General features: G+C 38.5%; 11 protein-coding genes. 1 reads left to right on the plus strand and 10 read right to left on the minus strand.

From position 1 onward, the window contains the following. Positions 1-2 precede the first annotated feature (2 nt). The 10 genes from M2419_RS04690 to M2419_RS04735 form a co-directional block, all read right to left on the minus strand. A complete protein-coding gene (locus M2419_RS04690; protein WP_182330989.1) occupies positions 3-1031 on the minus strand; it encodes a FecR family protein in 1029 nt (342 codons plus the stop codon). Between the two features lie 171 nt (positions 1032-1202). Beyond that, positions 1203-1799 carry an RNA polymerase sigma factor gene (locus M2419_RS04695; RefSeq protein WP_182330988.1) on the minus strand — a complete coding sequence of 199 codons (597 nt, stop codon included), beginning with the start codon at positions 1797-1799 and terminating at the stop codon, positions 1203-1205. Positions 1800-2631: 832 nt separating this feature from the next. Further along, complete coding sequence (locus tag M2419_RS04700) at positions 2632-3531, minus strand: helix-turn-helix domain-containing protein (RefSeq protein WP_182330987.1); 900 nt, start codon at positions 3529-3531, stop codon at positions 2632-2634. 1 nt (position 3532) lies between these two features. Continuing rightward, positions 3533-3994, minus strand: a complete 462-nt coding sequence (locus M2419_RS04705; protein ID WP_259254369.1) for a TetR/AcrR family transcriptional regulator — start codon at positions 3992-3994, stop codon at positions 3533-3535. Positions 3995-4025: 31 nt separating this feature from the next. Further along, a complete protein-coding gene (locus tag M2419_RS04710; RefSeq protein WP_182330985.1) occupies positions 4026-5459 on the minus strand; it encodes an efflux transporter outer membrane subunit in 1434 nt (477 codons plus the stop codon). A 32-nt stretch (positions 5460-5491) separates the two neighbouring features. Continuing rightward, positions 5492-8659 carry an efflux RND transporter permease subunit gene (locus tag M2419_RS04715; RefSeq protein WP_182330984.1) on the minus strand — a complete coding sequence of 1056 codons (3168 nt, stop codon included), beginning with the start codon at positions 8657-8659 and terminating at the stop codon, positions 5492-5494. A 50-nt stretch (positions 8660-8709) separates the two neighbouring features. Continuing rightward, on the minus strand, positions 8710-9813 hold the full coding sequence (locus M2419_RS04720) for an efflux RND transporter periplasmic adaptor subunit (protein WP_259254370.1): 1104 nt from the start codon (positions 9811-9813) through the stop codon (positions 8710-8712). A gap of 282 nt (positions 9814-10095) precedes the next feature. Further along, positions 10096-10719 carry a TetR/AcrR family transcriptional regulator gene (locus tag M2419_RS04725; RefSeq protein ID WP_182330982.1) on the minus strand — a complete coding sequence of 208 codons (624 nt, stop codon included), beginning with the start codon at positions 10717-10719 and terminating at the stop codon, positions 10096-10098. 524 nt (positions 10720-11243) lie between these two features. Beyond that, on the minus strand, positions 11244-12980 hold the full coding sequence (locus tag M2419_RS04730; protein WP_259254371.1) for an IPT/TIG domain-containing protein: 1737 nt from the start codon (positions 12978-12980) through the stop codon (positions 11244-11246). A gap of 16 nt (positions 12981-12996) precedes the next feature. Next, positions 12997-14736, minus strand: a complete 1740-nt coding sequence (locus M2419_RS04735; protein WP_259254372.1) for an IPT/TIG domain-containing protein — start codon at positions 14734-14736, stop codon at positions 12997-12999. Between the two features lie 397 nt (positions 14737-15133). Between M2419_RS04735 and M2419_RS04740 the strand changes: the two genes are divergently transcribed. Beyond that, positions 15134-15571: a hypothetical protein gene (locus tag M2419_RS04740; protein WP_259254373.1), complete on the plus strand. Its 438-nt coding sequence runs from the start codon at positions 15134-15136 to the stop codon at positions 15569-15571. The last annotated feature ends 47 nt before the right edge of the window (positions 15572-15618 follow it).

Consider the following 15618-nt stretch of genomic DNA (forward strand, 5'->3'; position numbering starts at 1 on the left):
TTTTAGTTAGGTTTTATTACAATCTGTTTGTTTTTCACTTCAATGTTTACATTCATCGTATGTTTGATAACAAAGAGAATGTCATCAATCTTTTTTACGGGTATGACACCAGTAAACCGCTTATTGAGCAATGCTGGATCTTCAACTACGACTTGGTAGCCATAGTTATCTTCCAACACGCTTACTATATTGGCTAAGTTGCTGTGTTCAATGCTCAATTCGCCGCGAGTCCAGGATAGCACTTTGTTGGCATCATTATAAACAATCTCATTAGTTTTTAAATTTTCGTCGTAGATGAACATCTCCCCTGGTGCCAGTACACGATCCTCTCCATTTTGCCCCTGAACGCGTACGCTCCCTTCAAACAAGGCCACTTCGATGCGTCCACGGCGATCCTTCACATTGAACTTTGTCCCCAACACCGTCAATGAAAGTTTACCCACATGCACCACAAAGAGATCGTTTTCGCGCAGGCGATTTTTAATTGCAGTATGTTTTACCTCAAACATACCTTCCCCTTCAAACCAGACTTCCCGCGGTTTATCGGTCTTCCAACTGCGTACATAGGAAATACGGGAATTACTATTTAATTTAATAATAGAAGAATCTGGCAATGCTAATTCACGTTGTTCACCAAATGCGGTATTAGACGCTTTTGTACCAAATTGGCTAATTTCATAACTCAATATTCCAAAAAGCAGCAGTGCCGCAGCTGAAGCTGCCCATCGAAGCATTGTTCTAATAATCGATTTTTGCCCCTGTTTCCTTTCATAAACTGGAATCTGGTTTTGAATGTTCGTCCAACGCTGATGACTATTTAAGCTGCTTTGAACAGGTTTCTGTGCTTTAATTAACAGTATCCACGTTCTTGCAACCTCCATTTCGGCAGTCAAATTTGGGTAATGATTGCCCAGTTCCTGCCAAAAATCCTGTTGTGCAGCTTCATTCTGAAACATAGCCTGCGCAAAGTCTTCATCCGAAAAAAAGTCCGTCGCCGTATAATCTTTATATTTTGCTAACCTAGAATTCATACTGTTTTATATAGGTTACACCCTTCACAAAAATTTTACCCCAATAAATTTTATTTTTTTTTAAAATAGCAATGCCAGTCAAATCAACCCAAAAGGTGCAAACGCCATTCAGGATAATTTAATACTGGTTATTTTATATATTGTGGAAAAACTTACAGTAAGATGTAAGATTTATTGATATCGTAGCTGGTTGAGCAAATAGAGCAGTACCAAAAGACTAAACCCGCTAAAGTGTTTTTTCAAACTGTCCAGCGCGCGGTAATATAGTTTATAGGTGTCTTTGGTCGAAAGCCCCATTATTTCGGCTATATCTGTATAGGGCAATTCTTCAAAAAAACGTAGATGAATAATTTCGCGCTGACGAGCGGTCATCTGTTGCAGTGCTTGATCGAGTCTATCCCGAATCTTCATAGCACGTTCCTGACGGATTATAGTAAGATCATGTGGAAGCTCAATGGTAAATGGCAAATAATCAACGGAAGAATTGGTCACTTCTGTCCGCCGAAGTGATTGCTCGATTTTCTTTACCAACGTACGACGGAAAGCCTTATATAGGTAGTTTTTGACCGCAACATCTGTACTTAAGTTCTCTCTGTTGCACCATAATTTAACAAATAACTCTTGAATACTATCCTCGATAATCACCTCATCTTGTGTAAACTTAAACCCATAATTGAACAACAGTTGGTTGTATCGTTCAAAAAGTATTTTGAACGATGGTTCATGCCCAACTTGAAACATTTGCCAAATCTGTTGATCGGAGTTCATTGATTAATGCGCGACTTCTTGCTTTTCAGTTTAAGTAGATAAAATTTACATTCAAATCTAGTAATTTTTTTCTATCAACATACGATTCAATATTTCTACTTCTGAAAAGCGAATATTCGCCTTCCTCTAGCCAAGCTGAAGATTTCAGGACCGTTGACCATCCAGATTCGAAAACCGCTGACTAGTTAATCCGGACAATTTTGACCATTTGAATTTTACTTACTTTTATATTTTTATTTAAAGTGGTCTATTCGCCTCGGAATCGCATGGTCTCAATGCCCGAAATCTCCAGTTTTATCCAGTGGCCAACTAATCAACAATAAATTTATATACTATCGGATTCGAGATTTGGTTATGTTTGACAAGAAAACTATTCCCAACCATATTGACCAAATCGATAGTATTGTCATGACGGAGATCTTAACTATATGCCCAGGGATAATTAATGTATTCCAGCATGGAACGACTACATTGGAAAAAGTGACGTAAAATGCCGCTACTATTAAGATTAGAGTTAATAAAAATAAAAAAAAAATATCAATTTTGATTTAGAATTCATATTATAGCTGGTATTTCTTAAATATATACAAATGTTAAGAAAATTTTGGAAGAACCGGAATCTACTTACATTTATTTTCACTTAAGTAGTCAGTAGTCCCGAAGGTGTTATTTTTTAGGCAGGATAAGCTTGATCTACTCCTATTTTGCCTTTTCGAATATCCTGTTTACTTAGGGAATGGAAGTAGTTTGAAATGTTGGCATCGGCTTGAATTTTAAGTCCAGATCACCGACACGCAAAAATATTACTCCCCGCATCTTTTGATCTTGATTGTTAAAGACTTTGATTGCGATAGGTCATAGGCGACTGCCCTAGATGTAACTTAAAGAATTTACTGAAAGTACCATAATCTGAAAAATTTAGTTCCTGCATTACATCTTTCACGGACATACTTGATACATTCATCAAAATAACTGCTTCAGAAATAGCAATTTCTTCTAATATGGCTTTGGGGCCGAGTCCTGTAACATCTTTGACGATACGAGTTAGATGCTTTCTAGAGATAAATAACCTATCTGCGTAATATTGTACAGAGCGATTTGTTTTAAAATGCAATGAAGCTAAATTCAAAAAATCCATTACCATTCGATTTTTACGCTCAAATCCGGCACTAGAGCGAGCCAGATTACCGTTAATTTTTGAACTGATTTCATAAAACAGAAGCATCAGTGTCATTTTAATAATTTCCGAACGGAACATAGCTTCCGAATCCATTGTATTCTGTCGTTCCAAATTCATAAAATATTCAAAAATACGGCTTGAATCCCTGGTATCAAGCCGTAAAATTGTATCGTTTTCCCGACCAATCTTTTCCATAGAATATGCTTTGTAAACGGGTAAACCTACCTTTTGAAAGAGATCAAATTCTGTAAAAAGTGTGTGCATCTCAATGTCATCCGAACAATCGATTACTTGCATAACCACCATAGGTGACAAAAAGAAAAGTGTATTTGCTTCAAGGGTATATTCGACAAAGTTGAGGGATACTTTTACACGACCATTTTTCACTAAACACATCCCCAAATGGTCAAAACGTACTGGCGTCTGACGTAAATAATTTACGACCTCAGCTTTCGTCGACTTAGAGACTAGAAGTCCCGAATAATAGCAATTACCTAGGATCTTCTCATTTAAATAGTCTTTAAAAGTGAGTTTTGCTATCTTATTTACCATATCAGATCTCATTTGTGATGTTTTGTTTGAAAAATGCGATGTCAGCTTCGGAATAAAAACACTGTGCTAGCATCCCATGCAAAAGATCATTTTCATTTTGAACGACAGCTTTTTTTAAGGGTTCAAAGCGTCTGGTAAAACCCTTTTTTGTGGCATAATAAATATGCAGAATAGGATTATTGTCAATAAATTTCTTTCTGTGTGCTATAATCTTATATAACACATGCTCTTTATTCCTTTCCTGTCGGATCTTCAATGCTAATGAACGGTAACATGCGCTGAGTTCATGATAAACAGTCAGCTCCATGATACCTCCCATACTTCCAAAATACCGAAAGAATTTTGTTTTCGAAATATTTAACGATGTTAAAATAGCATCCAATTTAAGGTTTTGAAATCCACTGTCAATCAACAGTGGCTTCAAATCTTCAATTGCTTGCCTTATAAAACCATTGTCTTCCATCTTTACTACCTGTTACTTTCAATTTACACCCCTAATTAGCACCGCCACCTAAAGCTTTGTAAAGAACTACTTCGGTATACAGTCTTTTACTTTTCACTTGCATCTGATCAAGTTCGGCTTGTAATTTACTCTGTTGTGCAGTTAATACCTCAAGGTAGGTAGCCATATCATTCTTAAACAATACTTTGGCCTGTTTAACGAGTTGTTGATTGCGCGCTACAAGCTGATCATTATATCGTTGTTGATCTTGAAGTGATGCGATTTGCTCCAACGTATTTGACACCTCACCTACAGCCTGCAAAACCGTTTCTTTAAATTGCAACTCTGCCTGTTCAGATCTTATGATCGCTTGGTTATGGGCAGTTTTTAATTGACGACCCTGCAATAGCGGTTGCGTCAATGAACCAGACAGCATACCAAATAAGGACCCAGGAACAGTAAACCAATTGCTTGCGGTAAATGAGTTGAGACCGCCCTGCGCTGTAATACGTAAGGCGGGGTACATATTCGCTCGGGTCACTTTGATATCAGAAACTGTCTGTAAAAATGTATATTCAGCCTGTTTGATATCTGGTCTACGGCTCAACATATCGGCAGGAACACCTGTCGCAAAAACGTCCCGCTCCACTAAACTCAAAAGATCTCCTCTTGAAATACCGTCTTTAGGAAATTGTCCAACAAGAGCTTGCAATGCATTTTCTTGTATCGCAATGTTCTCTTCAATGACGCGTATGGACTTCAAGAGATTATCACGGCTATTTTCCATCTGCTGAACAGCGAGGGAGGTACTCAGACCAAGACGTTGCTGAACTTGGGTAATCTGGAGCGTACTGTCTACAATAGCCAGATTCTGTTGAGAAATTAACTTTTGCTGATCAAATAAAAGCAAATTGTAATAGCCCTGTGCTATTCCAGCGATCAATCCAGTACGTACCGCAATGGTCGCTTCCTTCTGGGCGAGGTAGCTCGCGAGAGCGCCGGCATTCTGGTTTTTAATCTTACCCCATATATCCGCTTCCCAAGATAAGGTGAGTGTAGATGAATAGTCTTCCATATAGGATTTGCCCATAAACTGACTTGCCATCATACCATTCATGCTATTGTTGGATGGTCTATTGATGGAGGCCGCTCCAACGGACAGATCTACGACAGGAAGATAGCCCCATTTCATCTTTTTCATCGTCTCTTGTGCCGATTCGATTTGCTTTACGGCTACAAGCAAATTATTATTATGCAGCAGTCCACTGTCTATTAGTGCAATCAACTTTTCATCTTTAAAAAAATCACGGTAGGAAAGCGCGGCAAGATCCGCAGCTGTATCGACTTCAACCGATTCATTTTTTGTTAAAAATTGTTGGGGCAGTTGCTCTTTCTGCAAGGTTGGAATCTCTTTATTTGTTTTACAGCCTAAAAGCAGTAACAAACTACATATAATACCCAAACATATATTATTTTTTGATCTCATTTTTTAATTCTTATGCTTCTGTAGTATTTCTTCTAATGCTGCCCTTCCAATTCATGTTGCTCATATTCCCAATCTTCTGGGTCTATCGGTTTTCCACTGAGGCGTTCCTGCAGGTATTGGAATACCACAAATAGAATTGGCGTAAAGAAAACTCCGAGGACAGTCCCGGCCAACATCCCAAATACAGCTGCATAACCAATAGAATGGTTACCTATAGCTGAAGGACCAACCGCAACCAGCAGCGGCAACAAACCTGCAATAAAGGCCAATGAAGTCATCAAAATAGGACGCAAACGTGCTTTCGCACCTTCAATAGCTGCCGCTGCCAATGGTTTTCCTACTTTCCGCCGCTGCAATGCAAACTCAACAATCAAAATCGCATTTTTAGCCAGCAAGCCGATTAACATGACCAAAGCCACTTGTACATAGATATTATTGGAAAGCCCACCCAAGGAGATTCCCCAGAATACACCCAGCAATCCCACGGGAATCGCCAGCAACACTGCAAAAGGCAAAATGTAACTCTCATATTGTGCTGATAAGAGAAAATAAACGAAAATAATACACAATCCAAAGATCGCAGCTGTTTGGCCAGAAGCCCCACGCTCTTCACGAGCCATTCCTTTCCAATCTACAGTAAACCCCTGCGGAAGTGAAGATTTACCTACTTCTTCGATGGCCGCCATTGCTTGTCCTGTACTGAAACCCGGTGCCGCCATAATGGTTAGATTAATCGCATTAAAGAGATTAAAGTGTTCGACATTCTCTGGTCCGGAAACAGGTTTTAGCTCTACAACACTTTTGAGCGGTACCATCTGTCCTAATTTATTTTTAATGCTGATTGTTTCAATCGACTTGGGATCAGCGCGGAAGCCCGGTTCTGCCTGCAGCACCACACGATAATATTTACCAAAACGATTGAAATCAGACGCTTGCATACTTCCGTAATAGGCCTGCATAGCGGTCAATACATCGCTCACATTGAGACTAAGCTGTTTGACCAATCCCTCATTTACTTTCATTTCATATTGAGGGAAAGAAGCATTAAATGTCGTAAAGGCGAAAGCTATCTCCGGCCTTTGCATCAGATTTCCAACAAATGCATTGGAAACATCATTGAAGGCTTGCAGAGTACCCGAGTTCCGATCCTGTAACACGACTTCAAGTCCAGAAGTATTCCCGAACCCTGGTACGGTCGGCATCCCTGCCACCAAAAATGTGGTCTCATCCTGTTGGGACAATATTCCCTGAAACTGACCAATGAGCTGATTGATATCTTTTACGTCTCCGCGCTCTTTCAATGGTTTCAAACGAAGCATGATCGCTCCCGCTGAGGATGATGTACTGAAACTCATCATATTGAGCCCTGATATATTGATGATACTTTCAATGGCAGGATGATCTTTTAACATATTTTCAGCCTGTTTAAGATGCTTTCCCGTCCGATCCAACGATGCTCCGGGAGGGTCATTAGCCAATACCATTAAAAAGCTTTGATCTTCATCTGGTATAAAGCCTGTCGGCGTGGATCGGAATGCATATACAAACAATCCGATGAATAATGCTAGTCCTGCAAAAGCCACAGACTTTTTCTTGACCAAAAATATAATGGACTTGGCATAACGATTGGTCAATTTGTCAAAGCCTGCATTAAACGCTGTAAAAAAGCGTTGCTTAAAGGATACTTTTTCTTGCTCGTGATGGTCATGTTGTTTAAGTAAAATTGCACAAAGAGCCGGGCTCAACGTGAGAGCATTTACTGCAGAGATCAAGATTGCCATTGCTAAAGTCAATGCAAATTGTTGATAGAATACTCCGGTGGGACCATCCATAAACGCCACGGGTATAAATACGGCAGACATCACCAAAGTAATCGATATAATAGCTCCGGTAATCTCACTCATGGCGGACATTGTTGCAGAGCGCGGGTTTAGCTTCTTTTTCTCCATTTTAGCATGGACGGCTTCCACCACGACTATTGCATCATCTACCACAATACCAATGGCTAGCACCAGTGCAAACAATGTCAGCAGGTTGATCGAGAAGCCAAATACCTGCATAAAGAAAAATGTCCCCACAATAGAAACCGGAACCGCAATGGCAGGAATAAGCGTCGAGCGAAAATCCTGTAAAAAGATAAACACGACGATAAACACCAAAATAAAGGCTTCCAACAAGGTGCTCAAAACTTGTTTGATAGATTGATCCAAAGATTCTTTAGAGCTATACGGGATCTTGTATTTCACTCCTGGAGGAAAGGATGCGGATAATTCTTTCAAACGATTATTCATCGCGATTTCGACTGCATTTGCATTGGATCCCGCTGTCTGAAAAACTGCTACCATAATCGCCGGCTTATTGTCAAAGCTGGTTGTAACGGTATTCGTGTAGGAGCCAAATTCAACACGAGCAACATCCTTTAATAGTAAAGAAGATCCGTTGTTGTTTGCTCTCAAAATGATATTCTCATATTGTTCAGGCTCGGTATATTTGCCCTGATAGCGAATCGTGTATTCAATAGATTCCTTAGAACTTTCACCAAATTTGCCTGGAGCAGCATCTTTATTTTGAGATTGTATGGCTGCCGCAATCTCCTCTGGCGTAATATTATACGTAGACATACGTTGCGGATCCATCCATACACGCATCGAATAATCCTTATTTCCAAATACCTGTGCATCTCCAACTCCAGTGATGCGTTTTAACTCAGGAACAATATTTATTTTGGCATAGTTCTCCAAAAACAGCTCATTTGCGTTACCTCCGTCTGCATATAAGGTCAACATAGCGACGATGCTATTCTGGCGCTTCATAGTGGTCACACCGATCTGGTTCACTTCGGAAGGCAGCATACTAGTCGCCTGAGAGACTCTATTCTGCACATTGACAGAAGCCTGATCCGGATCGGTTCCTAACTTGAATACCACATTGATCATCAAACTACCGTCATTACTAGCGGTCGATGAAAGGTAATCCATATTCTCCACTCCGTTAATTGCATTTTCTAAGGGAGGGGCTACTGATTTAGCGATAACTTCAGCGCTAGCACCTGGGTAATTTGCTGTCACCGTTACGGTGGGCGGCGCAATTTCAGGAAATTTGGTAATGGGTAATGATGTCATTGCCACCACGCCCAGAATAACCAATAATATTGATATTACGGTCGCTAGTACCGGCCGTTTAATTATTTTTTTTAACATAATAAATTGATAAATAAGACTCAGAATATCGTATAACTACGACAGACAACTTACTTTTTAGGCGTAACGATGGCTCCAGGCCTAACAAAACCTAAACCACCTGTAATAATGCGATCTCCAGCTTGCACCCCAGATAGCACATAGTAATCTTCAGTGGTCTTCCCTCCAACTTGTATATCGACCTGACTAGCTCTATTGTCTTTATCCAGCTTATACACATATATTTTGTCTTGCACTGCAACAGTAGCCTTTATAGGAACAAGTAGTACATTATCAAGTGCCGTAGTCATTTCGATGCGGCCTGTATTTCCCGCTCTTAATTCCCTTTTAGGATTATTAAATCGGGCACGAATAGCTATAGATCCTGTATTTTTATCAAATTGTCCGGTCACAGCATCGATAATACCTTTTTGGGAATATTTGTTACCATTAGACAGTGTGAGTTCCACAGAGTCTTTTCGCTGATTTCCCTCCTGTTTTGTCTGATAATTGGCAAAATCGCTTTCACTCATACTGAAGTATGTGTAGACCTGATTGATATCTGTCAATAATGTCAGCGGTTCTACTGATGAAGCGCTGACCAAGCTCCCTAAACGATAGGGAATCCGACCGATATATCCGGACACAGAAGCTTTAACGAGGCAAAAGTCGAGGTTGATCTTCGCCGCATTCATTGTAGCTTTGGCCTGTTCTAAGCTCGCTAAAGATGCTTCATATGATGCTTTGGCCTGCGTCACTTGTAGATCAGAGACAATTTTGTTGTCTACCAATTCAACTTTTCTATCAAGATCAATTTTAATGTTTTTAAGATTGGCTTCAGCGACACGAACTGCAGCTTTCGCTGTGTTATATTGCTCAACAAAAGGCCGGTCATCAATTTTAAAGAGCAGTTGACCAGTTTGGACATAAGCTCCCTCATCAACAAATATTTTATTTAAATAACCTGAAATTTGAGGTCTTACCTCAACGTTTGTAATTCCCTCAACTGACGCTGCATAGGTATTTTTTGCTTCACCGCTTCCAGTTTGAACTTGCTGCACCGAAACTTCGGGAGCAGCGGAATTTGTCGCCGGAGTTCCTTTACTCTGGCATGAAAAAAAACTGACGAGTACTCCTAATCCTACAACAGTGTTCAGACCGCTCTTTAAATTCATATATTTTCCTTTATTTTTGATGCGTACAAATATAGAGGCCATATTTGCGTCTAAAAAGACAGGAAGATCCATCAACTTGGTAAAAAGACGTAAATATTCATTATGACTTAAATTAGATAATGAGTATTGCAGTAAAAAAAAGGGACAATCACCTTGTTGATGAAGTCCCTTTCGTTGTCCTTATAATAATAACTAAAATTAATGCATTATTTATAAAATGAATAGTCAAAAAGAAGCTATTAATTAGTAAAAAGACTGATTAATAGTAGCTTATGTAACATCTTATGTCAAATCACAGCCCAAATAATATGATAACCCATTGATAACAAATAGATTGACATCTTTCATCACTAACTTACAATCGTTTTCATTTTTAAGTTCTTGTATTTCCAGGCATTGAAGTGCATTATTTATTGTACCTAACACAAAATTGTAAAGTATATTGCTACTTTCACTTGTAGAAAAACTACCTTCTATTTTGCCTTTATCGATCAGATCAACAAAAAAACTCTGAAACATGGCGACTATCTCACGTGCTTTATTCACGATTGGCTCACTGACGTCAATCACTAAGGTTTGAAAAAGCAATCTCACACCATTAGCCGAAGCGCATGAATAATCAATACAGCGATTAATAAAAGATTTTAACTTTTCCTTGTAATCAGCATGGAGTTTTATTGCTGCAAATATCTCCAAGATATCTTTTTGTATATTTTCCAAAATCTGAACAAGTAGGTTTTCTTTATTTTGGAAATAATAAGATACCATTGACGTATTCATTGGTACAACACCTGCGATATCCCTTATACTCGTGTTATGAAATCCGTTGATCGAAAACATTTCTTTAGCGACTTGTAAGACAAACTCCCTCCTGTTGTCCATCTTGCCATTTAATTTGCTCTTCATACCTCTTATCAATTTTATAAATGTATTTGCACACCATTAGTTTTTAAATCTCTTTTTTCAAAAGCAGATTTAAAATCACGAATGACTCCAAAACTTATAAAAAAGACTCTTTTTAAATAAAAAAACGTAAAGACTTACCCAGAGCTCAATTTTTCACCGCTACTCAGAATTCCAAAGCCCTTAATCTAATCGTCAATAATTTCAAAATAAGCGCTGATAGAACTGATTTAAACCCCTACACCAAAAGATTTATTAGTTTCAATTGACATTTCATCTTTAAAGATAGCAATTGAAGTTGTAAAACAGGAACTAGAAAATTTTAAAGTAAGACTGGAAAAGATAAATCGGAAAAACAATGCAAATATTGAAAGAATCTGCGAACTGTTGATAAGAATTCATGAAAACTATCAATAAAGAAAACGGAAAGGATATAAATTTTGTAAACGCTATCTATATCCTTTCTCTCAAAATTACGCGTCCTATCCGTCATCTGAAGCAATCAAGGTTCGAACGATCCCTGCTCGCTACTGAACTTCAAAAAGATCTTTATATTTCATGGTTTTGTTGTGCATCGTCATGATAATTTCGCCTTTTCCTCTAGGTGCAAACGCAGGTACCATAAATTGAAGCTCTTCTGAGCTCCGGAAGATGCTCGTCGCGTATGCACCGCCTAGGGTCAGTTCAATCTGACTGAGTCCTCTCCCTTTAATCGTTACGATATCACCGGGATACCCTTTTAAAGGACTAATATTATTAACCTCAAAATTATTGATATATAGTTGCTGTTTTTTTGGCGCATAATAGTTCTCATTAAAATTATAATTTACACTATAGCCGATCTGAATTTCTGTACTGCCAATGATATAACCGGGCAAGGAAAATTGTATTTTACCATCTTGAGCAACAGGAAACTCGTAAATTCCATTTCCGATGACTGAATAAGCATGACCATCTATAAAATTGCCTGTAATCGTAAACGGCTCGCCAACAAATCTTGTCAAATCTGCAGGTGTATTCCACTTCAGATTTCTGACCTCCACTTGCTCAACGGAGCTGACCGAATAATAAGGACTATTGTATCCAAAATTGTAAATACCATCTGGGACATCACGTACGGTAAAAGTCTCTAGGCTCCCGTTACTACTATCAAAATAATGTGCGATGCCATGTTTACCCAGAAAATAAGTAGCCTTTTCAGGCTTCATCAGATAGGTGTACATATCAATTCCATCTACCATCATTAAGGAAGGGGAATGGATCACTTTTTTTGCAAAATGAATATTGCTACCGAGAGGTTTGATCAATTCGATGGAATCTTTGAAAACAACAGAGTCTTTCCCATTATGGTAGCCCAGTTGGAATTTACCACCTTTGAGACTTTCAATGTCATAGAGATTAACCTGATGATAGCATTCAACTTTTTTTCCATTGATCAGCATATAAAATGGCGCTGACATGGGCATTCTGTCCCATTTGATGGCAGCCCCGCGTATCGGTATAGGCTCATTTAGATAAAATTTAGTTTTTTCAGGTGGATTGGCTACACCTAAAACCTGAATGTTCGCTACTGCCCTACTATTTGTATAGCCTGATTTATCATTGACACGTAAGAAAAAAGACACCTGATTTCCATGATAGAAATTGTCTGATTTTGGGAAGATAAAGTTAAGACTTTTTCGGTCGTTACCGATTTGATATGGCATGACTTGCTCACTCTGATATTGGCTCTGGTAATATAACTTTATATTTTCGGAGAGAAACTGAAAATCGCCAGTAACGGTTACTTTATTGTTATTTGGCACAAGTTTATCTTCCAAAAGATTAATCTTGATCCCGTCCACTTCAAACGTGTTGGGCTTTCCCCGGTAGAAACCATTTTTTGTTTTAACATAAAATGAATACCGATAGCGATCTCCTAACTCAAAATTACTACTGTGCTGGTATTTCAATGTAATATCCCCGACGGTAGCCTTGCTTCCCATGCTGGCAACAATTTCTTTCTCATCGTTTGCCGTTGTGATCTTTTGGATCAGAAATCCATAATCCTCCACAGGCATCCCATTTAATCGGGCTATATTTCCATTTAACGTTACCGTTTTATCTTCTAAATTACTGAACGTAGTGGTTTCCAATTGAACGGGGCTGTAATCCACAGGCACGACGACTTCTTTCTTTTTGCATCCAACCAAAATGCTGAAACAGCCGATAGGTAGCCAAAGGAAAAAAAATGCAACTATATGTATAGATCTGGTCTTTCTCATAACTTATCTTATGCGATTAAAGTATTTCAAGGTAATCATCGGCGAAAATCACGTTTTCGATGACATAATTAAAAAATCTTGCGTTCACTCGGTATTTACCTTTTGCTAGATCTGTGGGGACTATAAACTGAATTTTATCGTTTTGGGATGTCGTATGTGGGATCTCCTTATCAGCGATTCGCACCTTATATCCGTTCATTCCATGTCCCTCAATAGTGATCAGAGTTCCCGCCGTCGCACGTAATGGATAGACCGAATTGATTACAGTAGCCTTGACCTTCAGGGGAAAGGCATTGGAATAGTAGGTTTTTCGCTGTCCCATCTCGCTGGAATAAACTACCTGCGCCTGGAAATTTCCAGCTTTGATTGCAGGTATTTCAAACATGATCTCACCATCGGTATTACAGGTTGAATAATAGCTTTCTTGAACCGGGCCAATAAACAACCCATAGGACCGTCCTTTTATAAATGTGCCCTTCAACTTTATTTTATCTCCCGGATAACATTCCTCGAGGTTACTTGAGTTGACATGTACACTCTTTACTTTAATTTTGTTATTGCTTTTATAGCTGAAGAAACTATTCTTCATTTCCAGTGAGTATTCACCGTCTGGAAGATCGCCTATTGTTAATTCCCCTTTTTTTAATGTATTGTCTCGCAGGATATAATAAGCTTCTTTATTTCCGACGGTGGAGTAACCATAAAAATCAAATCTGCCGGGATCTGGCCCTGATATGTCAAATTTAGTCCCCGGATGTACGTATTCCGGAATCACTTTGAATTCATTTGGATCGGCTTCAATAAGCTGTAAAGGCTTTGGAAAGGTGATCGTGTCGCGCCCATTCGTATATCCTATTGGGAAACTCTTACCTTTCTGACTCTTCACAAAGTCATAAATCCGCAAGTAGCTGGAGTGCTTCATGAAAACATTTCCAATAAAAACCTGCAGTCTGGCATTTTCATTATATTCTCTAACAGAAGAAGGTAACTGCAGATATTCATCGACATAAAAAGCACAAGTCGAAGGCGCAGCTAAGGTCGCTAGAATAAAGCCCTGAGCGACGATAGCCGTTAATAGTGGCCCATTTTTATCCTTGCTAATTAATCTAAAGGTTGCATAATTACCTTGCTCTATTCCTTCTGGCACTTTAAAACGTATGCTTTTACCCGAGCTGGTAACTTCAAAAGGTACTTTCTGATCCTCGGAGGCTGCATAACCATAATATAAACCGTAGTTCTTATCAGCATTTCCAAACTCGCCTTCAACAGTAATGATCTCTCCTACAGCTAATATCAGGTCTTCTTTAGCCTTTACTTTAAGGCTACTGACCAAAAACCTCGCTGGTTGAGTGAAATAAAGCCCTTTCTCCGTCCGCACAAAATACCTGTAATTATAGTAAATACCCTCTTCGTAATTCTCAGGGTCGGGAACTTTAAACGTGATGCGACCTGATTTTAAACTTGTGGTAATGCCATATTCCTTTTTTACCGAAGTTTCGCCAACATATCTCTCAATTAAGAAGCCATGCGATTGAATAGCGTCGCTATTATTCAAATATCTGACCTCGGCAGCCAAAATCAGATTATTACCAGCGTTACTCTCCGGTGTCAAAAGGACAACCTCAGTAGGATTGCTATCGGGGGGAACTACGGTTTCCTCCTTTACACAGGAAGCTGTTAAAAAGATAAGACTACTACAGAGGAAAACTATATTATACCTCCTAGTAATTTGTTTAATTACAGTAATAAAATTCATTAGATTATATAGGCTAAATCTCGTCAGCAAAATACCGATAATTATATGATATAAAAAAAATTAATTGAATAAAAAATAATATTGTCATTGAGGATAATCACATCCGATCTAAAGATCTCTAAAACCGCTATCTTGGATGCGCATTTTCCTCAAAATTATGTCTCAGTATCATTTTTTATACCCATACACCATTGACTTATGTGTCATATGATCTCGTTAGACCCGCTGATTTTTAGGAGGCAGACATTAAATTTGTAATAATTACCAGATTTGTTATAATTGTTATAGATTGTGTAAGTGATATGTACCCAAATGTAATGTACTGGATTAGAGTAGGCCATTCAATAGACACAGTATGTAGAACTTCTACTTATCGTCAAAATTAAACAATATGAAAATGAAATACTTCACGCTGTTACTACTAATAATTCTGCCATTGTTATCTTGGGCACAGGATAGTGAAATAATCGATATCGCCAGAAAAGTTTATCAACAACCACAATTCCAAGAGGTGTATAGAGATTATCTTATCCCAAAAGTAATATTGAATAAAGCCCTCCCCCTTACCCTAAATCGGAAAATGGAAATAAAAAATGACCCAAACAATTTATGGAAAGAAAACAAAGATAATAGAGAATACTATATTGTCACATTTCCCATTAACCTAGACATTGACACAGGATTTACAATGGATTATGGTGCACAAGTATATATTTGGAAAGATAACAAAAAAACCTTTATCATCTTTCTAGGCCAAAATGGTATGGGATATCCACCAAATTGGGGAGCAACAGTTAATGACGACTCAGCGAATCTCTATGATGGTAAAGAATAATGTTGTAGAAAGCCAGCACAACCAACTTTTCGCTTCGGAAAGTAAAA

The organism is Sphingobacterium sp. BIGb0116 (assembly GCF_024808035.1).
GTDB classification, from domain to species: domain Bacteria; phylum Bacteroidota; class Bacteroidia; order Sphingobacteriales; family Sphingobacteriaceae; genus Sphingobacterium; species Sphingobacterium paramultivorum.

Bases quoted from the DNA above. Each gene is read 5' to 3' on its own strand.
- M2419_RS04690 (WP_182330989.1), bottom strand. From the start codon at position 1,031: ATGAATTCTAGGTTAGCAAAATATAAAGATTATACGGCGACGGACTTT.
- M2419_RS04695 (WP_182330988.1), bottom strand. From the start codon at position 1,799: ATGAACTCCGATCAACAGATTTGGCAAATGTTTCAAGTTGGGCATGAA.
- M2419_RS04700 (WP_182330987.1), bottom strand. From the start codon at position 3,531: ATGGTAAATAAGATAGCAAAACTCACTTTTAAAGACTATTTAAATGAG.
- M2419_RS04705 (WP_259254369.1), bottom strand. From the start codon at position 3,994: ATGGAAGACAATGGTTTTATAAGGCAAGCAATTGAAGATTTGAAGCCA.
- M2419_RS04710 (WP_182330985.1), bottom strand. From the start codon at position 5,459: ATGAGATCAAAAAATAATATATGTTTGGGTATTATATGTAGTTTGTTA.
- M2419_RS04715 (WP_182330984.1), bottom strand. From the start codon at position 8,659: ATGTTAAAAAAAATAATTAAACGGCCGGTACTAGCGACCGTAATATCA.
- M2419_RS04720 (WP_259254370.1), bottom strand. From the start codon at position 9,813: ATGAATTTAAAGAGCGGTCTGAACACTGTTGTAGGATTAGGAGTACTC.
- M2419_RS04725 (WP_182330982.1), bottom strand. From the start codon at position 10,719: ATGAAGAGCAAATTAAATGGCAAGATGGACAACAGGAGGGAGTTTGTC.
- M2419_RS04730 (WP_259254371.1), bottom strand. From the start codon at position 12,980: ATGAGAAAGACCAGATCTATACATATAGTTGCATTTTTTTTCCTTTGG.
- M2419_RS04735 (WP_259254372.1), bottom strand. From the start codon at position 14,736: ATGAATTTTATTACTGTAATTAAACAAATTACTAGGAGGTATAATATA.
- M2419_RS04740 (WP_259254373.1), top strand. From the start codon at position 15,134: ATGAAATACTTCACGCTGTTACTACTAATAATTCTGCCATTGTTATCT.